Source organism: Streptomyces morookaense, assembly GCF_013030945.1.
Classification (GTDB): Bacteria; Actinomycetota; Actinomycetes; order Streptomycetales; family Streptomycetaceae; genus Streptomyces; species Streptomyces morookaensis.
The window spans coordinates 113878-134524 of sequence record NZ_JABBXF010000029.1 but is presented as its reverse complement, the minus strand read 5'-3'; the positions used below and the strand labels follow the sequence as shown (position 1 = coordinate 134524).

At 72.8% G+C, this 20647-nt stretch carries 18 protein-coding genes and 1 pseudogene; 13 read left to right on the top strand and 6 right to left on the bottom strand.

The window, feature by feature from the left end:
- The gene (locus tag HG542_RS14320; protein ID WP_171081315.1) at positions 1–1077 is read right to left on the bottom strand and encodes an MAB_1171c family putative transporter; all 1077 of its coding nucleotides are present in this window, start codon (positions 1075–1077) and stop codon (positions 1–3) included.
- Positions 1078–1243: 166 nt separating this feature from the next.
- On the opposite strand from HG542_RS14320, the gene HG542_RS14315 reads away from it, so the two are divergent.
- Both HG542_RS14315 and HG542_RS14310 read left to right on the top strand, forming a co-directional pair.
- Entirely contained in the window at positions 1244–2566 is a 1323-nt protein-coding gene (locus tag HG542_RS14315) for an RNA-guided endonuclease InsQ/TnpB family protein (RefSeq protein WP_171081313.1), read from the top strand.
- Positions 2567–2618: 52 nt separating this feature from the next.
- Entirely contained in the window at positions 2619–2789 is a 171-nt protein-coding gene (locus HG542_RS14310) for an RICIN domain-containing protein (protein ID WP_268256424.1), read from the top strand.
- A gap of 33 nt (positions 2790–2822) precedes the next feature.
- Here the strand turns inward: HG542_RS14310 and HG542_RS14305 are convergent, their stop codons facing one another.
- A complete protein-coding gene (locus HG542_RS14305) occupies positions 2823–3713 on the bottom strand; it encodes a DMT family transporter (protein WP_171081311.1) in 891 nt (296 codons plus the stop codon).
- Positions 3714–3906: 193 nt separating this feature from the next.
- Here HG542_RS14305 and HG542_RS14300 point away from each other — a divergent pair, with 193 nt between their 5' ends.
- Positions 3907–5442, top strand: coding sequence for a carboxylesterase/lipase family protein (locus HG542_RS14300; protein ID WP_171081310.1), 1536 nt, complete (start codon positions 3907–3909; stop codon positions 5440–5442).
- 81 nt (positions 5443–5523) lie between these two features.
- Here the strand turns inward: HG542_RS14300 and HG542_RS14295 are convergent, their stop codons facing one another.
- Positions 5524–7887, bottom strand: coding sequence for a heavy metal translocating P-type ATPase (locus HG542_RS14295; protein WP_171081308.1), 2364 nt, complete (start codon positions 7885–7887; stop codon positions 5524–5526).
- 251 nt (positions 7888–8138) lie between these two features.
- On the opposite strand from HG542_RS14295, the gene HG542_RS14290 reads away from it, so the two are divergent.
- Entirely contained in the window at positions 8139–9113 is a 975-nt protein-coding gene (locus HG542_RS14290) for a ferritin family protein (protein WP_229922719.1), read from the top strand.
- Positions 9114–9143: 30 nt separating this feature from the next.
- Here HG542_RS14290 and HG542_RS14285 read toward each other — a convergent pair whose 3' ends face one another.
- Both HG542_RS14285 and HG542_RS14280 read right to left on the bottom strand, forming a co-directional pair.
- Complete coding sequence (locus HG542_RS14285; protein WP_229922718.1) at positions 9144–10724, bottom strand: serine/threonine-protein kinase; 1581 nt, start codon at positions 10722–10724, stop codon at positions 9144–9146.
- Positions 10721–12301: a serine/threonine-protein kinase gene (locus HG542_RS14280; protein ID WP_171081306.1), complete on the bottom strand. Its 1581-nt coding sequence runs from the start codon at positions 12299–12301 to the stop codon at positions 10721–10723. The genes HG542_RS14285 and HG542_RS14280 overlap by 4 nt, the downstream gene beginning before the upstream one ends.
- Before the next feature lie 91 nt (positions 12302–12392).
- Here HG542_RS14280 and HG542_RS14275 point away from each other — a divergent pair, with 91 nt between their 5' ends.
- From HG542_RS14275 to HG542_RS14250, 6 genes are all read left to right on the top strand, one after another.
- Positions 12393–12779 (top strand): hypothetical protein, encoded by a 387-nt coding sequence (locus tag HG542_RS14275; protein WP_171081304.1) that lies wholly within the window; start codon positions 12393–12395, stop codon positions 12777–12779.
- Positions 12779–13363, top strand: a complete 585-nt coding sequence (locus HG542_RS14270) for a TetR/AcrR family transcriptional regulator (RefSeq protein WP_171081303.1) — start codon at positions 12779–12781, stop codon at positions 13361–13363. The genes HG542_RS14275 and HG542_RS14270 overlap by 1 nt, the downstream gene beginning before the upstream one ends.
- A gap of 61 nt (positions 13364–13424) precedes the next feature.
- On the top strand, positions 13425–13937 hold the full coding sequence (locus tag HG542_RS14265) for a DUF1990 domain-containing protein (protein ID WP_171081300.1): 513 nt from the start codon (positions 13425–13427) through the stop codon (positions 13935–13937).
- Between the two features lie 60 nt (positions 13938–13997).
- Complete coding sequence (locus tag HG542_RS14260) at positions 13998–14243, top strand: hypothetical protein (RefSeq protein WP_171081298.1); 246 nt, start codon at positions 13998–14000, stop codon at positions 14241–14243.
- Positions 14244–14248: 5 nt separating this feature from the next.
- Positions 14249–14791, top strand: coding sequence for a Clp protease N-terminal domain-containing protein (locus HG542_RS36270; protein ID WP_373313169.1), 543 nt, complete (start codon positions 14249–14251; stop codon positions 14789–14791).
- A gap of 147 nt (positions 14792–14938) precedes the next feature.
- Positions 14939–15148 (top strand): cold-shock protein, encoded by a 210-nt coding sequence (locus HG542_RS14250; protein ID WP_171081294.1) that lies wholly within the window; start codon positions 14939–14941, stop codon positions 15146–15148.
- Between the two features lie 22 nt (positions 15149–15170).
- Here HG542_RS14250 and HG542_RS14245 read toward each other — a convergent pair whose 3' ends face one another.
- Positions 15171–16721 (bottom strand): IucA/IucC family protein, encoded by a 1551-nt coding sequence (locus tag HG542_RS14245; RefSeq protein ID WP_171081293.1) that lies wholly within the window; start codon positions 16719–16721, stop codon positions 15171–15173.
- Between the two features lie 96 nt (positions 16722–16817).
- Between HG542_RS14245 and HG542_RS14240 the strand changes: the two genes are divergently transcribed.
- The 3 genes and pseudogenes from HG542_RS14240 (at position 16818) to HG542_RS14230 (ending at position 20564) form a co-directional block, all read left to right on the top strand.
- Complete coding sequence (locus tag HG542_RS14240) at positions 16818–18269, top strand: IucA/IucC family protein (protein ID WP_171081352.1); 1452 nt, start codon at positions 16818–16820, stop codon at positions 18267–18269.
- A gap of 71 nt (positions 18270–18340) precedes the next feature.
- A pseudogene (locus tag HG542_RS14235) lies at positions 18341–19536 on the top strand (UDP-N-acetylglucosamine--N-acetylmuramyl-(pentapeptide) pyrophosphoryl-undecaprenol N-acetylglucosamine transferase).
- Positions 19533–20564 carry an SDR family NAD(P)-dependent oxidoreductase gene (locus HG542_RS14230; protein WP_171081291.1) on the top strand — a complete coding sequence of 344 codons (1032 nt, stop codon included), beginning with the start codon at positions 19533–19535 and terminating at the stop codon, positions 20562–20564. The pseudogene HG542_RS14235 and the gene HG542_RS14230 overlap by 4 nt, the downstream one beginning before the upstream one ends.
- The last annotated feature ends 83 nt before the right edge of the window (positions 20565–20647 follow it).

Below are 20647 nucleotides of genomic sequence, written 5' to 3'. Positions count from 1 at the left end.
TCAGATGGTCACGTACGCCTCGTCTTCGGCGCTGCGACCGCTGCCGAGCCGCGCGAACGCACGGGAGGCGGCGGCGAGTTGCGATGCGGCGACGTCGGTTCCCGAGGCGGTGTCCAGGGGGAGCGAACCGGGCGGGAGGCCCGTTGCGGGAGCGGAAGTCGGAGCGGGCGCCCGTAGCGCCGCGGCGATCTGTGCGGCCGCGGCGTGCGCCGCGTCGTCCCCCGGGACGGCCGGCCGGAGCCGGGGGCGCAGCAGGAGCAGCCCGTCGTGGATCTCGATGACCCGGCGGTAGAGAGCGAAGCGCAGCCGGTGCGGGACGAGGCCGCCGAGGGTGCCGCGGCCCGCCGGGAGAGCCGTCTCGGGGAAGGCACGGTGCAGCGCGGACCATAAAGGGCCCAGCGCCCGGTAGGTGCGCCGGCACCACCACCAGTGACTCAGCGCGGGCCAGGCGGCCGCACTGCCTCCGGCGGTCACCAGGACCGTGCACAGCAGCCCCAGCGCCACGGAGACGGCGTCGTCGCCCTCCGTGTGCCGGCCGGTGAACAGGGCGAGCCGGACGTCGTCGAGACCCCAGGCCGTCCAGACCAGTCCCGCGGCCGTGGCGGCGGTGAGCAGGCACAGCCCGGTGCGCTGCGCGCCCGCACCCGCGCGGCGGGCCCGCCGCCCGACCGTCCGGCACAACGCCGTCAACTGCCAGGCGGGATAGAGCACGAGCACCGCGTCGTAGGCGGCCAGGGCCGGGCGGTCCCCGTCGTCGACGAAGAGCCGGCCGGCCAGGTGGTGCAGGTGCGCCGCGGTGAAAAGCGCGGGCAACAGGAGGAGAACCAGCGCCGCGACCGTCCCCTGACGCCGGACCGGCCTGTCGGTCAGCAGGCCCAGGCAGCAGACGGCGAGCATCCGCAGGACGTCCCCCAGCAGCATGGGCAGCCCCGGTACGCCGACCGCCCGCTCGACGGCCAGGGCGCCGGCCGGGGCGAGTACGAGCAGCGCGGTGCCCAGGCAGAAGGCGAACCGGTGCGCCTGGCACAGGGCGGGATCGTGCGGGTGGGGCCTGCTTCTGCTTGGGCCGCTCGCCAACACCGCCTACACCAGCGGCGAATACTCATCCTTACCCTCCGCCGCAGCCTGCGGTGGGATTCAGTACCAGCCCGAGCTAATCGACGGTTGCCTCAGCGAAACCGGCCTCACGATCAGAAACTCCCGACTTCACGCTGGAAACCTCAGTAGTTGGTAGTGTGACCGTGTGGGCAGTGAACTGCGCTTGCGGCAGCTTCAGTTCGGGCATCGTGCCCGGCTGGTGCTGAGTCCTGCTGAAGTCCGCCTCATGAATGATCAGGCGCACGCGGCCCGCACCATGTGGAACTGTCTGCACGCCTGGTGGACGATGCTGCCCAAGGACAAGCGCACCTTGGCTGCTGCGGATGTGGCGATCCGCCAGGCGCGTAAGGAGGTCGACTTTTTCGCCGTCCTTCCGGCCCAAGCCGCACAAGCGGTACTCAAGACGTATTTCCAGGCATGGAAGAACTGCTGGGAAGGGCGGGCTGACAAGCCGAACTTCAAGGCCCGCTTCCGCTCGGTGATGAGCGTGGACATCCCGCAGGGCCGGGACTTGCAGATCACGCGGGTGCACCGCCGCTGGGGCCTGGTCAACGTTCCCAAGGTCGGTCGGGTCCGATTCCACTGGACCCGCGACCTGCCCGTAGCTAAGAAGGCGAACGCCGACAACCGAATCACTGGTGCCAGGTTGGTTAAGGATGCGCTGGGCTGGCATATCGCCTTTCGCATCACCACTCTCGAAGCCGGACCCGCACCCCACCAAGGGCCGGAAGTCGGCATCGACGCCGGGGTGAACATCCCCCTCGCCCTTTCTGACGGCAACCACCAGAATCACGGCCGCCCGCCCCGTCTCCGGGACGGCACTTCCGACCGCGACAAGTGGCTGAACGCGGAGGAGAAGGGCAAGCTCCGCCGCCTGGAACGGCAGGCCGCACGGCTCAAGCAGCATCGCAAGCCCGGACGGCAGTCATCGAACCGGCTGCGGGTGGTATACGACCAGATCGGCAAGCTCCGAGCGAAAGCCAAGCGACGGGTAACCGACTGGCAGCACCAGACCACCACGTTCCTCGCCCGGCAGTACGGCGTGATTGTGGTGGAAAACCTGGACATCGCGAACATGACCAAGAGCGCCCGGGGTTCCATCGAGGAACCGGGGAAGAGCGTCAGGCAGAAGGCCGGTCTCAACCGCTCCATCAGTCAGGAGGCGTGGGGCCGGACCGTGACGATGCTGACGTACAAGGCCGCCAGGTACGGCGGCACCGTGCACAAGGTTCCCGCCCCTGGCACCTCCCAGCGCTGCTCAGCCTGTGGTTTCACCACACCGGGTAGCCGGGAGAGCCAGGCCGTGTTCGTGTGCAGGAACCCGGACTGCGGTTTGTCAGGCAACGCCGACTGGAACGCCGCCCGGAATATCCTGGACCTTTACCGGATGGGCCACGCGCTCGTCCCGGCTGCCGGGAGGGCAGTCGTCAGGCGCGCACGTCGTGTCAAGCCCGCCGCCGCAAGGTAGGCAGGAATCTCCTTCCTGAGCTCGCAAGGGCAGGAGAGCACTTCAAGACTGCATCCCGTCCAGCCAGGGCGAGCAGTGGATCCCGCAGGCGGACGGATCGCTGAAGAACGTCCTCACCGGCAAGTGCCTCGACGACCTGGGCTTCAACACGGACAACGGCACCCAGCTCGGCATCTGGGACTGCAACGGCCTGCCCAACCAGAAGTGGACGCTGACTCCTTGAACCCCGAGCCCCCTCGAGACCCCTTGAGGGACGTCACGCCGGGCGCGGCCCAGCCGGGCCCGGCGGCTCCGGGAGGGCCTGCGACTCCACCCGGGGGAGCACCAGCACACCAGCCGTGATCATGAGCACCCCGACCCCCTCCGGGACCAGCCACCACCCGGTGCGCACGCGCTCCTCGTACACCAGGAGTCCCAGGGCGACGCTGACCAGCGCATCGCCCAGCGTGAGTGCGGGCTGCGAGGCGAGCAGCGGCCCCGACTCCATGGCGTTCGAGAGCAGGAACAGGGCGATGGCGCCCACCACCACGAAGCCGTAGGTCTGCCAGGTGGCGAAGAAGGCGACGGCACCCCGCCGGGCGAAGGTGACCGAGGCGTCCTTCATCAGCGCGGCGGTCAGCCCGTATCCGATGGCGGCGGCGGTGGCGAACAGGGCGGCGCGGGCCTTGCCCCGGGGCCGCGGAAGAGCGGCCACGACACACACCATCATGGCGGCGAGCGCGGCCGCCACGGCCGCCAGCCACCGCACGGTGGCGACGTGCACATGCTCGCCCCGGGGCGCGGCGGCGACCAGGGCCAGCGCGAGCCCCGCGGCGACCATCACGATGGCCGCCCAGCCGTACGCGGGCAGCCGGCGGCGCAGCACGGGGCCGGCGATCAGCAGGGCGAACGGAAGCTCGCTGACGAAGATCGGCTGCACCAGGGACAGGGAGCCCAGCGAGAGCGCCAGGGCCTGGAAGACGGCCGCGCAGAGCACGGCCACGATCCCGCCGAGCCACACGGGACGGCGCATCAGGTGACTCATCAGCCGCAGACTGAAGGCATCCGACCGGGGCACGGTACGGGCGGCCGTCCGCTGGAGCACCACGGCGGTTGCGTTGCTCAGCGCGGCCAGAACGGCGAACAGCACGGTGAGCACGTCGGCCACGGGGGTCCCTCCGGTCGCGGGCGGTCGTCGGCGCCACGATCGCAGAGCCGCCACGGGCCGACGCGGAGCACCACCGGGAGGGCCGGCACGGTCACCCGGGCGCGCTCTCCCCGCTGCCCCCGCCCCGTAAATGGCTGGCCCCCCGCCCCGCTCCGGCGGGATGATGATTCCCCCCGCCCGGAAAGGGACCGTGATGACGACTGCCGCATCCGAGCCGGCCGGCTCCGAGCCCGAAGTCCGCATCGCAGCCGGGGTGCTGTGCGGCCGTCGGGAAGAAGGCGTGGCCGTCTTTCGTGGCGTCCCCTTCGCCGAGGCGCCCGTGGGTGCGCTCCGGTTTGCCGCGCCGCAGCCGGTCGGGACGTGGGACGGGGTGCGCCCCGCCGTGTCGTACGGTCCGCCGCCCCCTCAGGCCGGGGCCTTCGGGATGGATGCGCTGTCACGGGGCGCGGGCTACGACTGGCTGACGGTCAACGTCTGGTCGTCCGAGCCGCACGCGGGGGCGGGGCTTCCGGTGCTGGTGTGGATCTACGGCGGCGCCTACGTCATCGGCACGTCCGGCCTTCCCGAGTACGACGGGGCCCGCCTCGCGCGGGAGGGCGGTGTCGTCGTGGTGACGCTCAACTACCGCGTGGGCATCGAGGGCTTCGCGCACATCGACGGGGCGCCCGCCAATCGCGGCCTGCTCGATCAGGTCGCCGCGCTGGAGTGGGTGCGCGACAACATCCGGGCCTTCGGCGGCGACCCGGATCGGGTCACGGTCTTCGGGCAGTCGGCGGGGGCGGGGTCGGTCGCCGCGCTGCTGGCCGTGCCGCGCGCCGCCGGGCTCTTCCGCCGGGCCATCGCGCAGAGCGTGTGCGGGACGTTCTTCTCGCCGGAACTCGCCGCCGACATCGCCGCCGCCTGCGCCGCCGAGCTGGGGCTGCGGCCCACCGCGGCCGACCTGGCGACCGTGGCCCCGGACCGGCTGCCCGCAGCCGGGGATGCCGTCGGCGCCAAGTCGGCCTCCTTCGCGGAGCGCTGGGGGCAGCCCGCGCACAAGTCGGTCCTGTTCTCGCCCGTCGTCGACGGTGACGTGCTGCCCGTCACTCCCTGGCAGGCCCTGGCGGACGGCGCCGGCCGCGACATCGACCTCCTTGTCGGGCACACCCGTGACGAGCAGCGGCTGTTCACCGTCTTCGACGGCACGCTCGGCAAGGTGACGGACGAGCAAGCCGCCATGGTGCTCGAGGTGTTCGCCCCCGGCCCGGACGGCGCGCGCCGGTACCGTGAGGGCTTCCCCGCCGCGGGGCCGGGCGAGCTGTTCGAACTGGTCGGTTCCGATTGGCTGTTCCGCATGCCGAGCCTCCACCTCGCCGAGGCGCAGGTCACCGGCGGCGGCCGGGCCCACCTGTACGAACTGGCCTGGCCCTGCCCGGGAATGGGAGGCGCCCTCGGCGCCTGCCACGGCCTCGACGTCCCCCTCGTGTTCGGCAACCTGGGCGACGGCCTGCTCTCCGCGCTGCTCGGCGAGAGCCCGTCCGCCGCCGCGGAGGAGCTGTCCGCGCAGATGCGTACCGCATGGACGTCCTTCGCCGCCCACGGCGACCCAGGCTGGCCTGCGTACGACGCCGAACGACGCCTCACCCGGGTCTTCGACACGCAATCGGCCGTCACCGCCTACCCGGAGGAGACATCCCGCCTGCTCTGGCAGAACCACCCCTTCCCGGTGCTGCCGCTGACCGGCGGCTAGCGGCGCCGAACGGACGCCGTCGAGTCAGGGGCCACCGGCGTCGGCCGGAGGCCGGCTTCCCGGTGCCCTGTGTACGTGATTTCACGGGGCGAGAGAGAAGTAGCTCTCCTCCTCCTGCGCGAAGTGGAGGCGGAGGACGGTGTGGAGTCCGTACAAGGAGGCGCGCAGATCGTCGAGTTGTTCGTGCTGGAGCCCGCCTTGTTCCTCGGCGAGGCGGAGGTGGGTGGCGATGCGGCGGGCGAGGCGTTCGATCTCGGCGTGGGCGCGGCTCATGGTGTCCGTGGTTTCGGGGCCGAGTTGCTGGTCGAGAGCGGGGTAGAGCTGGTGTTCCTCGGCGCGCTCGTGCGGGAGGAGGCGGGTGGTGAGCAGACGGTCGACATCCCGTACGGCGGTCAGGGCGCGGGGGCCGTGGTCGGCGGTCAGCAGGCCGGCGGCTTCGCGGATGGCGTCGAGGGTGTCCCTGAGGTCGTCGTGTTCGGCGGCGAAGCGGTGGATGAGGCTCTCCGCCTCCGGTTCGAGAGCAGGCCGGGTGCCGCGGGCAGGGAGCAGGGCGCGGAGGGCGTTGAGGATGACGGCGACGTCGATGGCCTCCTGGAGAAGGGCACCCGGAGCCGGGGGCAGCCGGCCGAGGAGGGCCGCGACCATGGCGGCGAGGGACATTCCCATGCCGCCTGCGGCGCTCTGCACGGCGATGCGACGGGCGCGGGCGGCGATGTCCATGGCGTCGGCGAGGCGGCCGACGCGGTCGGTGGTGAGGATGACGTCGGCGGCCTCGGAAGCGGAGGTGGCGCCCCGGGCGCCCATGGCGACCCCGACGTCGGCGGCGGCCAGGGCCGGGGCGTCGTTGATGCCGTCGCCGACCATGACCGTGACGGCCCGTGCGCTCTCCCCGCGCACCGCGGCGATCTTGTCGGTGGGGAGTTGCCCCGCGCGCACCTCGTCCAGGCCGAGGACGGCGCCGACCTGCCGGGCCGGCTCGGGGCGGTCGCCGGTGAGCATCAGCAGCCGGGTCAGCCCTGCCGTCCGCAGCCGCCGTACGGTGCGCGGGGCGTCGTACCGCAGCGGGTCGTGGAGGAGGACGGCCCCGGTGAGCGTGCCGTCGAGGACGAGCCAGACGATGGCGGCACCGTCGAGCAGGGCACGGTTGTCCACCGCCCGCGCCCAGTCGGGCAGCTGTGAGGGGGACAGGCCGGACCTGCCCACCGTGACATGACGGCCGTCGACGGTGCCGGTCACGCCCCGGCCCGGTTCCTCGGTGGTCTCCCGGGGGATCGACAGAGCGAGGTTGCGCGTGCGGGCCTCATGGAGGATGGCCTCGGCCAGGACGTGCGAGGAGACCTGGTCGAGCGAGGCGGCGAGCCGCAGCACCTCGCCCGGGGACGGCCCGCCGGGGGCGGCCGCCACCTGCAGCACCCGGGGCCGCCCGGTGGTCAGCGTGCCCGTCTTGTCGATCACCAGGGTGCGCGCCCGGCCCAGACGCTCCAGGGCCCCGCCGTCGCGGACGACGACGCCACGCCGGGCCGCCCGCGACAGGCCCGAGACGATGGCCACCGGCGCGGCCAGCAGCAGCGGGCACGGGGTCGCCACGACCAGGACCGCCACCGCCCGTTCCGCCGACCCGCTCACCGCCCAGGCGATGCCCGCCACCCCCAGCGTCAACGGCAGGAACCAGGCGGCATACCGCTCGGCCAGTCGCACCGTCGGTGCCCGCTCGGCGCTCGCCTGCCTCGCCAGCCGCACGATCTCCGCATACGTGCTGTCCGCAGCGGTGGCCGTCGCCACCAGCTCGAAGACCCCGCCGGCGTTGACCACGCCGCTGCGCACCGCCTCCCCCCGACCGCGTTCGGCCTGCGCGGACTCGCCGGTCAGTGCGGACTCGTCGAGCACCGCGGGCCCGGCGGCGACCTCACCGTCCACCGGCACCACCTCACCGGGCCCCACCACCAGCACGTCGCCCACGGTGACATCGGCCAGCGCGACCACGGTGACCTCACCGTCGGTGCGGCGGCGGGCCGAGCGCGGCGCACGTTCCAGCAGGGAGCGCAGGTCGCCCGAGGCGCGCCGCTCGGCGGCGGCCTCCAACGTCCGTCCGGTTGCCAGCATCAGCGCGATCAGCGCACCGGCAAGGTACTCGCCGACTGCCAGAGTGCCCGCCAGCGCCAGGACAGCGATCAGGTCGACCCCGGCACGCCTCCTGCACAGGGCGGCCACCACCCATGCGACGGCCGGCACGACTGCCACCACCGTGCCTGCCGCCCAGCACGCATCGGCGACGTCCTGGTCGCCCAGCAGCCACGCGATGCCACCACCGAGCAATGCGGCCCCGGTGGTGACCAGCAAGGCAGGCTCCAGCAGGCGCCGGACCGCAGCCCGGGCCGCCTCCGGCCCGACGTTCGCTCCACGCTCACCCTCGTCCGCCACGGCGTGCTCCACTCGACGCACCATCGCTCCCTGCCCCGTGGTCTTCCACTCCAGCGTGCATCCTCGTCCGGAGGACAGGGCCGGATGGTGCACACAGCGGACAGCCGACGTGAAATGCGGTCAGGAACGAGGGGCTGCATATCGCGGCGCGCACGGGTGACGGCCGCTCACCCGAAGAGGCCGCCTGCGGTGGCATGCCCGCAGAGCTGTTGATCTGCTGAGGACGGACCGGCACCCACGGCCCGTCCCGCCGCCCTGCCCGAGGAGGACCAGCAGTGACGCCGCTCCGCACCCGCACTCTCGTCGCCGGCCTGACCGCATGCCTGGTCTCGGCCGGACCGCTCGGCACCGCCTCCGCATCGCCGCTTCCTGCCGACCGCCTGCCCCTCGCCGCCGAGGGCACCGACCACGGGATGGACACGCAGACGCGCAAGAACCTCGACGACGCCCTGCGCGGCGAAGCGTTCGCCCACGCCTCCTACACCCTCTATGCCGCCCAGGCCCACCGCGAAGGCCGCCGCACAACCGGCCTCCTGTACCTGCGCACCGCGCGCGTCGAGCTCGGCGACCACTTCCGGGCGGCGGCCAAGCTCGCGAAGCTGGTGGGCTCGGATGCCGCCAACCTCGGGGCGGCCGTCTCCGGTGAGGCGTACGAGGCGGTGACCATGTATCCCACCTTCGCGCGGCAGGCGAAGGAGGACGGCGACGACAAGGCTGCGGAACTGTTCAGCGAGATCGCCAAGGACGAGGCGTCCCACAGAGAGGCCTTCCAGACCGCCCTGAACGTGATCGAGACCGGCAAGGGCACCATCCCCGCACCGCCCAAGGCCACTGTCGTCACGGTCAAGGCCGGCCCGCCGAAGGTGAAGGCGGCCCGCACCAAGGCCAATCTCGACACCGCCATGCACGGCGAGGCCATGGCCGACGCCAAGTACACCCTCTACGCCCAGCACGCCCGCCGCGCAGGCCTCCAGGCACTCGCCCGCCTCTTCGAAGGCGCTGCCACGGTCGAACTGCGCGAGCATTTCGCGGGCGAGGCCGACCTGGCCGGGCTGGTCGGCAGGACCCGGCAGAACCTGCGCACCACCATCCGCGGCGAGCAGGACGAGGCCCACACCATCTACCGGCGCTTCGCCCGCCAGGCACGCAAAGCCGGATGCGAGCGCGCCGCCCGGATGTTCGAGCACAACGCGTACGACGAGGCCGAGCACGCCCGTGCCATGCAGCGGGCGGCCGGACGGCACCGCTGACAACCGGGCTTGCGACAGGCTGCCGTTCGATCAGTCCGCCCGCGGCGGCATGGCTGCCAGCGCTGCCCGCGCGATGTCCCGCGCCTCCGTCTTGCATGCGGGGTGCTTGGCGCCGTCCAGGTAGACCCGTACCACGAGGTTGCCGTCGCGGACGTTGAGCTGACAGCTCTTCCGTTCGGCCGCGGAGTCCGACCAGTAGGCCTCGTCGCCGAAGCCGAGGCCGGTGTCGCGCCGCCCGAACCTCGCGCCGTCGGTGAAGTCCTTCCGCTGGCTCTCCGTACCGTTCTTGCCCGGGTCCGAACGGAACACTTCCCACGAGACGTCGGCGCTGGGGGAGTAGTTCCAGCCGTCGGCCTGGGGTTGGTCCCTGTCGTACCAGGAGCAGCTGGTTCCCCCGGACCTCCCGTCCTCGCGGGCGACGTCCTTGTCCTTCCTCCGCTCCTGCCGCAAGGGAAGCCTGGGCACGGCCTCCGAACACACCGGCATCGTCACGTACTTGTCCTGCGGGCCGCTGCTGTTGCTGCCGCCGCTGTCATTGCGCAGCAGCAGCCAGGCGCCCGCGCCGAGTCCCGCCGCGAGCACCGCGCCCGCCGTCGCCCACGCCACGGGGCGCCGGCGGCGGGGCGGCCGGGCAGGGGTGTCGTACGTGGTGAGCACGGCCGTCCGCGGGGCGGCGGGACCGGGGCCGCTCAGGGGCGCCGTGCGTTCGGGGTCGCCGTCGAGCAGGCCCGCGACCCGGGCCCGCTGCTCGTCGACCATCCGGTGCACCTCGGGCGGCCACGGCCGGGCCGTCGGGGCCACCGGGCCCAGGAGGGCGAGGAGTTCGGCCGGTGTCGGACGGTCGGCGGGGTTCTTGGCCAGGCAGCGGGCGACGATCCCGTGCAGGGACCGGGGCACGCCGCTCAGGTCGGGTTCGGTGTGGATGACGTTGTAGAGCGTCTGGAGGGCGGAGGGGCCGGCGAAGGGGCTGCGGCCGGTCGCCGCCAGGACGAGCACCGCGCCGAGCGAGAACACGTCGCTCGCCCCGGTCAGTTCGCGGCTCTCCGCCTGCTCGGGCGACATGAACGGGGGCGAGCCGATCACCCAGCCGGTTCCGGTGAGTTCGGTGGCGTCCCCGGTCTCGGCCGCCCGTGCGATGCCGAAGTCGATGACGCGGGCGCCGTCCTCCGCGAGCAGGACGTTCTCGGGCTTGAGGTCGCGGTGGACGAGGCCGGCCCGGTGGATCTCGCCCAGGGCCGTCGCCAGGCCCACCGCGAGCCGGTGCAGGGCGCCCTCCGGCAGCGCACCAGCACGTTCCACGGCCGCGCCCAGGGAGGGGCCGGCCACGAACACCGAGGCGAGCCACGGCTGTTCGGCGTCCGCGTCGGCGTCGAGGACGGCCGCCGTGTACGCGCCGGACACCTTCCGCGAGGCCTCCACCTCGCGCCGGAAACGGGACCGGAAGCCGTCGTCGGCCGCGTGCCGGGCGTGCACCAGCTTCACCGCCGCCGGCCGGCCGTCCGGGGCGAGCCCGAGCAGGACGCGTCCCATGCCGCCCCGTCCGAGCTCGGTGAGGAGGAGGTACGGGCCGGCCTTCGCGGGCGTGCCGGGTGTGGAGTGCGGGGCGCTCACAGGGACTTCACCGCCGCCACGCTCTGACGGGCCATGTCCTTCGCGAGATCCTCGCAGACGCCCTTCGGGTAGTGGACGCCCTTGACCGCCACGAACAGCGCCAGGTTGACGTCCCGGGCATAGAGCACGCAGTTGTTCTCGTCGGAGCCCTTGAGCCACATGCCCTCCTCCACGAACCCCAGCCCGGAGTCGCGCGGGGTCCTGCCCCGCATGTAGAAGCCCTCGTAGTGCTCCTTCGCCTGCTCGGCGCCGGTGGGCCCGCCCGGCCGGGAGGGGTAGAGATCCCAGGTGATGTCGATCTGGTCGCCGGAGCGGGTGTTCCAGTAGCAGGCGCTCTGCGGATGGGTGCGTCCTTCGCTGTCGCGGTACTGGAACACCTCGTCGGGGAAATTGCCCCCAGGTTTTCCGAAAGCGGGCGGGGCCTTCATGGTGCGGCCGACCTGATTGCAGGTCGGGACCGACTTGGTGTATTTGTCCCGCACTTGGGCGAGCGGGGTCGTGCCGGGGGTCGGCGCGGGCTCGGGGAAGGCCGCGTAGTAGACGTTGTCCGGGCCGATCGCCAGGACCGTGGCGGCCGCGGCCGCGAGCACCCCGCCCGTCACGATCGCGGGAGTCAGCCACCGGGGGCGGCGGCGCGGCGCGGGAACCGGGGCCGGCGGGAAGGCGGGCGGCGGCGGGGGCACGGGGCCGGCCGTGGCCGCGAGCCGGTCCGCCCAGGCCCGGCGTTCCGCGATCCGCTCGTACACCGTCGCCGGCCAGGGGCGCGCGGAGGGCGTCAACGGTCCTATCAGCCCGAGGAGTTGCACGGGCGTCGGCCGCGCGGCCGGGTCCTTGGCCAGGCACGGCTCGACGATCCGGCGCAGCACGGGCGGCAGGGAGCCCAGGTCGGGGAGGTCGTGGGCGACGGCGTGCATGAGCGCGAACGGCGAGTCCCCGGCGAACGGGGTCCGGCCCGTGGCGGCCGTCACGAGCGTGACACCGAGGGAGAACACGTCGCTCGCCGGGCCCGGCTGCTCGCCCCGGACCTGCTCGGGCGACATGAACGCGGGGGAGCCGATCAGCGCGCCGGTGTGGGTCAGCTTCGTCTCGTGGTCGGCGGCGCGCGCGATCCCGAAGTCGACGACCCGTACGCCGTCTTCCGTCAGCAGCACGTTCGACGGCTTGAGGTCCCGGTGCACGAGCCCCGCCCGGTGGATGTCGTCCAGGGCCTGGGCGAGCCCGGCGCCGAGCAGCCGCACCGCCTCCTCGGGCAGCGCCCCGCCCGTGTCCAGCGCCTCGCTCAGCGCGGGGCCCGGCAGGAAGACCGAGGCGAGCCAGGGTGTCGGCGCGTCCGGATCGGCATCGACGACCGGCGCGGTGTAGGCGCCGGACACCCGTCGCGAGGCATCCACCTCCCGCCGGAAGCGGGACCGGAACCCGGGGTCCTCCGCCAGGTCGGCATGGACCCGCTTGACAGCCACGAGCCGCCCGTCCGGTGCCACCCCGAGCAGCACCTGTCCCATGCCGCCCTGCCCGAGCACCCCGACCGTGCGGAACGGCCCCACCTGTGCCGGGTCGTCCACTCCGAGTGTGCGCATGCCGAATCGTTCCTCCCCGTTTGGCCTCCCCTGAGACCCGGCTGGATCCTACTCAGTGACATTCGTTATCCGGTCGGATAAAGTTATCCGCATGGATAACAAGCTCTACGGGCGCGTGCGCGCCCTCTTCGGTGTCGTCCTGGCCGTCTCGGCCGCCACGCTCGCCGTGGCGGCGCTCGTCGGCGGCAGTCCCGCCGTCTGGGTCCGGGGCGTCATCGTCGTCGTGATCTCCGCCGTGCTCCTCCTGCTGGCCGGGCGGGCCTTCCGCGGCAGCCGCCCCGCGTACCTGCGCATGCGGCTGATGTCCACCGTCGCCCCGGTGGCGATCGTGGTGATCGTTGCGCTGCCGCACGACGGCTTCCCGGTGTGGATGAAGGCCGAACAGGCCGTCGTCGGCGTGCTGCTGGCCCTCGCCGCGGTCATGGTGGGCCGCAAGGACGTCCGCCGGGCCTACCCCCGGACCGGCGGGCGGGCGTGATGGCCATGACACCCCGGCAGGCCGCGACCGCGGCCCGCAAGGAACAGATCACCCGCGCCGCGATCGCCCTCCTGGCCGAACAGGGCTACCAGGCCACGACGTTCGAGGCCATCTGCAAGAGGGCCGGGCTCAGCAGCAAACGGCTGATCACCTACCACTTCTCCGGCAAGGACGAGCTCTTCGCGGCCGTCGCCGACCAGGTCGTCGCCGACTCCGAGTCCTTCATGCGGCCCTCCCTCGCTGCCGCCACCGGACCCCGCGACCTGCTCGCCGCCGTCATCCGGGCGAACGTCGCATTCATCGCCGATCACGTACCGGAGGTGCGGGCGCTCCAGCAGATCCTGCTCAATGGCGGCACGGGGGCTTATGAGCGGCACCACACCGAAGGGCTGAAGCGGCTGGCCCGCCTCTTCGCCGACGGGCAACGAGCCGGAGTCTTCCGCTCTTTCGACCCCCAGGTCATGGCGGCGTCGCTGCGTGCTTCGATCGACAGCACGGCCCCGCTGCTGTCCGCCGGACACGACCCCGACACATGCGCGAACGAACTGGCCGACCTGTACGACCGCGCCGTGCGACCCGAGTGAACAGCTGCTCCGGGCCCGCTGGTTCGCCCGCCGCAAGAGCCGGTCGGCATACTGGGATCCGATGACGACGTTCAGCTACCCCGAGGTGGGCGCCACGCGGCAGCACCGGCTGCCCGACGGCTATCACCACCTCCGCGAAACCACCCACCTCGGCCGCGGCAGGGCCGTGTTCGAGGCCGCCGCCGACGCGGTGCTCGACTGGACCATGCACCGGGCCGCCGGTGTGCGCATCGCCACCGGCACACCGCCCGCCGCACCCGGCGTCGCCGTGACCCCCGTGCTGGCCCGCGGCCCGCTGCGGATCGCCGCGCCGTGCGAGGTGGTGTGGACCGTACGGGACGAACGGCGGGCCGGCTTCGCCTACGGAACGCTGCGAGGCCACCCCGAGTGCGGCGAGGAGTCGTTCGTGGTGACCATCGACGGGGCCGAGGACGTACGGCTGACGGTGACCGCCTTCAGCCGCCCGGCGCGCTGGTACACCCGGGCCGCCGGACCGCTGGTCCCGCTCTTCCAGCGGGCGTACGCGCGCAACTGCGGGCGCGTGCTGCGCCGTACGGTCTGCGGCTCCGCCTGATCAACACCCCCTCTGTCAGGGTGTCTTGACACATCCTCACTGTCAGGGAATCCTGACATCATGAGCGCCGAGGACTCACCGGCCGCCGCACTGGCAGGCCAGGTCACCGACAAGGATCCCGCCGTAGGGCTCCAGGCCGTCGTCGCGCTGCGGCGCCTGCTGGAGGAACTGGAACGCCTGCACGTGGACAACGCCCGTGAACAGGGCTGGACATGGCAGGCAGTTGCAACGGCACTGCAGGTCAGCAGGCAGTCGGTCCACGAGAAGCACGCAGGCCGGCGCAAGGCCATGGGCAAGGAGGAGTAGTCAACGTGTTCGATCAATTCACCGAGCTCGCCAAGCGGGCCGTGGTGGCCTCCCAGGATGCGGCTCTCTCCCTGGGGCACGACTTCATCGGTACGGAGCACATACTGCTCGGCCTGGCCGGGACAGCGGGCACGGCAGGCGAAGTGCTCCGCGAACACGGCCTGGACCTGGCGCAGGCGCGCGAGGAGGCCGTGCGCCTCCTGGAGGAGTCCGGGGCGACCGCAACCGGCGCCCAGGCGGCGAAGGACGCCCTCGCCTCGATCGGCATCGATGTCGCCGAGATCCAGCGCCGCGCCGACGACACCTTCGGCCCCGGGGCCTTCCACTTCCCGCGGCCCGCCTACACCCCGCACGCCAAGAAGGCCCTGGAACTGACCGTCCGTGAGGCAGCGGCCCTCGGGCAGCAGCGCATCGACACCGAACACATGCTGCTCGGCCTCGTCGCGGAAGGCGAAGGCCTCGCTCTCAAGGTCCTGACCGCACTCGACGTGGACCCGGAGGGCGTGCGCACGTCGGTCCTCACCCGTGTGACACCGCAGGCCTCGTAGGAGGTCGCCGACGACTCCCCGGACGCACAGGGCATATTCACCGGCACAGGTGCTTCCGGGGCGTGGCGCGCTTGACGCAGGCCGCTCGGCCGACGTGAATTCAGAGGAACAACGATCGAGCAGCGATTTCAGCGTGAAGGACGTGCGATGGCGACAGGGACCGTGAAGTGGTTCAACGCGGACAAGGGATTCGGATTCATCAGCCAGGACGACGGCGGGCCGGACGTCTTCGTGCACTTCTCCGCGATTCAGAGCCAGGGCTTCAAATCCCTCATGGACAACGACCGGGTCGAATACGACCTGGTGCAGGGAACGAAAGGACCGCAGGCCGAGAACGTCGTGGTCCTCGAGCAGTAGACCGCCTCCGCCCGGACCGGTCTCACGGCCGTACGGCCAGGGGATTGGGGACGGGCAGGTAGCACGGGTCGGTGCCGTCTGCACCGATCCAGCGGGACAGCAGGCTCGCCTTGCCCGGCAGTGTCGGCGTGGTGAGGAGCGCGGTGGTCCCCGGGACGCCGCGCTCCTTCTCGTACCGTTCGACCTCCCGGCGCGCGAGGGGCCACAGGGCGTCCGCGGCCCGGGGGAAGCGGTGGGCGAGGGCGTTCGCGATCTCGGTGAGGTTGTTGATCACGAGGCAGTAGGCGAGACGTTTCGCGGCCGCCGCGCGGGGCGTCCCGGGGAGGGCTCTGGCGCCCTCGGTGTCGCGGAAGACGGCCTGGACGGGGATACCGTCCGCGTCGACGGCGATCAGAGTGTTCTGGAGGTGGCACTCGACCGCGACGCCGTGCCGGGCGTAGGCCTCCAGCACGGGCGGGACGACCTGGCCCAGGTAGGCCGACCACCAGGGCAGCGGGTCGGTGAGCCGGTCGAGGGGGCTGCCCTCGAAGCCCTCGACGAGGGCGGCGGTCAGCACGGCGGCGGTTCCCGGGACCAGGCGGCCGTCCAGGCCGTCCCGGACGAGGACGGGGAATGTCTCCTCCAGGCCGCGGACCGTGCGGTGCCCCCGCTCGCCCAGCCAGGCCGCGGGGCCGCCCATGGCCCGGAACGCGGCGGCCACCAGCGGGTCGGTGCGGCGGACGTGGCGGAGTTCGTGCTTCCGGATCCGCCGGACATCGTTGGTGATCTGCACCTCCAGGCTGAACTTCAGGAACAGGTCCCCGGCCCGCCCCGGACCTCCGGGGACGTGCACCGTACGGACCGAGGACGTGGCCCTGGCCTCCCACGGGGTGACGCCCAGCCGGACGAGACGGCCCTCGGCGAAGGCGGCGCGCACAGCGGGCAGGTGGCTGGTGAGGCCGAACTGCCAGGGGTGGACGGGCAGCGGACGGTAGCCGGGCGGGGCCTGGCCGAGGGCGTCCAGGGCATGCGTGTCGCCGCCGTCGATCACCGCATCGTCGCGCACGCCCAGCAGGACGAGCGGGAAACGGCCGTACGCCTCGGGCGCGTAGCGCAGCCAGGCGCCGGGCGGGCCGCCGCCGGTGCGGGCCTTGGGGGCCGGGTGGAAGGGATGGCCCATGACCAGGGCCTGTTCGGAACGCAGCCACAGGTCGTCTGGCGGCGCGGTACGGGCGCGGGCGGTGAGGAGGGCCTCCACGGCCGCACGGCTGGCGGCCATCTCGGCGGCCAGCGCGGCGTTGGAGCGCCCGGTGACGGCACGCATCTCCTGCACGGCCAGGTCGACGAGGCCGGAGTGGCGCAGGAGTTGCCAGGCCGTACCGGACCACACCTCGGGAGCGGAGGGCCGGTGGCCGGTACGGACGCGCAACAGCCGGCCGCTGGCGCGCAGGCGGTGGACGGCGTGGCCGGCGACCGGTTCCCCGGCCGGTGCGGCTGCTTCGCGGAGCAGGCAGTTGAGCAAGGGCACGATGGCGAGGGCGTCGGCTGCGACGGCCGTGCCGGTCGTGTCGGCTGTCCGGGCTGAGTCATTCATCGACCGTCAGTATGTGTGGGAGGTGTTCGAATGCGGTAGGACACGCCCGTGTGCCGCACCGATGCCGAACGGGACCTTGTGAAGGAACTGGACAACATGCGCCCCGAGTTGGCGGCCGCATGCGAGGCCGCCCTGCCCGCGGCGCGGGCGGCGGTGCTGGCGCGGCTGTGGCGGGGGCTGGTCCACGAGCCGCTGCCCTGGGTCGCGGAGCGGGCCCCCGGGCGCGACGGCGTCACGCTGGAACTGGCCGACGGGCGGCGGCTGCACGGCCCGCCGTCGGACCCCTGGGCGACGGGCACGGAGGCCGCCGTCCTGGAGCTGGACGGCCGCCCGTACGACCATCCGGCCCGGCTGCTGGCGGCCCTGTCCGTGCCCGGCGGGGAGCGGCTGGCCGCCGAACTCGACCACAGCGTCGCCTCGCTGGCGCTCTCCCGCACGACGCCCCCTCCCGCCGGCCCGCCCGCGGCGCCGTGGGAGTGGGAGCAGCGCTCGCCGGACGGCCACCCCTACCACCCCACCTGCCGGTCCCGGCCCGGCTTCTCGGCCGCCGAGCAACTGGCGTACGCACCCGAGCACCGGCCGGTGGTGAACCTGCGACTGGCACCGGTCACGGGCGCCACGGTGCGCGGCCCGTGGCCGCGGCAACTGCGCGACGGCGAAGCCGCGTTGATCCCGGTGCACCCCTGGCAGGCCCGGCACGTCCTGACCGGCCGCACGCTGCTCCCCGGGCCGCAGGCACATCCGCTGCTGTCCCTGCGCACGCTCGACCTCGGCGGGGACACGCACGTCAAGACCGCACTGAGCACCCAGATCACCTCCGCCGTACGGGACATCTCCGCCTACTCGGTGGAGCGCGCCCTGGCCACCTCGGAGGTCGCCGCGCGCGTCGCGGACCGTCTGGAGGGCCGGCTGCACATCGCCCGGACGCTGGCGGCGGCCGGGGCCGGTACGCCGGATCTGGCGGCGATGCTGCGCGAGTCGCCGTACCGCTACGCGGGGGAGGGGGAACGGGTCGTGCCCGTGGCCGAGTTGCCCGCGCTCTTCGCCCCGCTCGCGCCGGCGGAACGGCGGGAGCGGATCACCGGGTTCGCACGGCTGGCCGTCGGGGTCTGCCTGGACCTGCTCGATTTGGGGGTGGCCGTCGAGGGGCACGGACAGAACCTCCTCGCCGTCGTCGACGCCGCGGGCCGGGCCCGGCGGCTGGTCTACCGCGATCTCGCCGACATCCGCATCAGCCCGGCCCGGCTGGCCCGGCACGGCTTCCCGGCGCCGCCGCTGACCGGCCGGCTGCTCGACGACGACCCCCGCGCCCTGCGCCGCAAGGTCTTCGGCTGCCTGGTCACCGGTGCGCTGGGCCCGCTGGCCGGGAGCGCCCACGCACTGGGCGCCCTCCTCGAGGACGCCACCCGGGAGCTCGCCCCGACCGAGGACCTGCGGGCGCTCCGCGAGGAACGGCTGCCGGTGAAGGCGCTCACGCTGATGCGGCTGTCCCCGGGACGGGACCACTGGGCCCTGCTGCCCAACCCCATGGACTCCCTGGCGGATTGACGCGCCCGACAGCGCCCGCTCATGGATTCCTCTCTTAAATTCCTCTCAAAATCCCCTGCGAACGTGCCGGTATGCGCACAGACCGGACCGGCGCGCCGTCCCACAGCGCCCCCCTTTCCGTCGTCATCGGTGCAGGCGGCACCGGTGGACACATCTATCCGGGCCTCGCCCTCGCCGACGCCCTGCGAAGGGCCGTGCCCGATGCGGTCGTCACCTTCGTCGGGACCGAACGCGGGCTGGAGACCACCCTGATCCCCAAGGCCGGATACCGGCTGCACACCGTCGACATGATTCCGTTCGACCGGTCATTGGGCGTCAGACGCTATTTGCTGCCCGCTGCGCTGCTGAAGTCCGGTGCGCAGTGCCGGACGATCCTGCGGGAACAGGGCGCCCGCGTGGCGGTCGGCATGGGCGGCTATCCGAGCGCCCCCGTGATCGTCGGGGCGCGGATGGCGGGGCTGCCGAGCCTGGTCCACGAGTCCAATGCGGTGCCGGGACGCGCGAACAAGTTCGCCGCACGGCTCACCCCGCACATCGCGCTGGCCTTCGACCGCAGCCGCGAGCACCTGGCCGGCGGCGAACGGGCCGAGACCGTCGGCATGCCGCTGGTCGGACGCTGGCGGGCCTGGACCGCACGGCCCTGCGGGCACAGGCAAGAAGAGCGCTGGGCATACCCGCCGGGGCCCGCATGCTGCTGGTCAACGGCGGCAGCCTGGGCGCGGCACGGCTGACGGACGCCGCTGTCGGTCTGGCGGCCCGCCTCCGTTCCCGTGCCGGCCTGCGCATGCTGATCAAGACCGGACCGGCGGCCCTCGGCGCGGCACGGGCCCGGCTCGCGGCACAGGGCGGGGACGCGGTCGCCGAGGCGGTGGCCTACCTGGACCGCATGGACCTCGCCTACGCGGCCGCCGACCTCGTGGTGTGCCGGGCCGGCTCGGCCACCGTCGCGGAACTGGCCAGCGCCGGCATGCCGGCCGTCCTCGTCCCGTATCCGCACGCCCCCGGCGACCACCAGACCCACAATGCCCGCGTCCTGTCGGACGCCGGTGCGGCCCTCCTGCTGCCCGACGCACAGACCGACGCCGGGAGCCTGGACGCGCTCGTCACCCCGCTGCTCGACAACCCCGCCCGGCTCGCCGCCATGAGCCACGCAGCAGATCCCGGCACGCACGCACAGGCCGCCGATCTGCTGGCCGCCAAGGTCATCGCCCTGGCCACGAACCCTCGACCCGCTCACACCGCAATCCCGTTCCAGGAGTCCGCATGAACACCCGGGCCACGACGGCACGCACGAACACGCCGCACACCGCATGGAAGGACCGCACGGTCCTGGTCACCGGCGCCGAGGGCTTCATCGGCTCCACCCTCGTCGACCTGCTCGTCGAACAGGGCGCGCACGTCCGGGCGTTCGTCCACTACAAGCCGTACGCCGAGAAGGGCCACCTCGCCCACCACCTGGGGCAGGCCGGCCCCGTCGAGATGCTGGCGGGCGACGTGCGCGACGCGGGCCGTGTGATGGACGCCGTCGAGGGCTGCGACACCGTCTTCCATCTCGCCGCCCTCATCGGCATCCCCTACAGCTACGACTCGCCCGGCGCCTATGTGCACACCAACGTCGTCGGCACCGAGAACATCGCCGAGGCCTGCCGCCGGCACTCCGTGCGCCGCCTGGTGCACACCTCCACCAGCGAGGTCTACGGCACCGCCCTGACCGCCCCCATCGGCGAGGACCACCCCCTCCAGCCCCAGTCCCCCTACTCCGCCTCGAAGATCGGCGCGGACATGATGGCCCTCTCGCACCGGCACGCCTTCGGCCTGCCCGTCACCGTGGTACGGCCCTTCAACACCTACGGCCCGCGCCAGTCGGCCCGCGCCGTCATCCCGGCGATCCTCGCCCAACTCCACTCAGGCGCACGGGAGATCAGGCTGGGGTCGCTGACGCCCACGCGCGATTTCACATACGTCACCGACACCGCCGCCGGTTTCCTGGCGGTGGCGGACTGCGACCGCGCCCTCGGCGAGGTGGTCAACCTGGGCACCGGGCGCGAGATCGCCATCGGCGACCTCGCCCGTGCCCTCGTCGCCGCGTCGGGCCGCGAGGCGGAGGTGGTCGTGGACCCGGCACGGCTGCGGCCCGCCGGCAGCGAGGTGCAGCGGCTGCTCTCCGACAACTCGCGTGCCCGTGAGTGGGCGGGCTGGGAACCGCGGGTGTCCTTGGAGGAGGGCCTGAAGCGGACGTCCGCCTGGGTTGCGGAGCACCTCCACCTGTTCGCGCCGCAGCGGTACCAGGTGTAGGAGGAAGGGCTGGAAGGGCGGGAAGGGAAGGTATCCGGATATGTGCGATTCGTCACAGAGGGGTTCTCTGGTCCACACCTCCC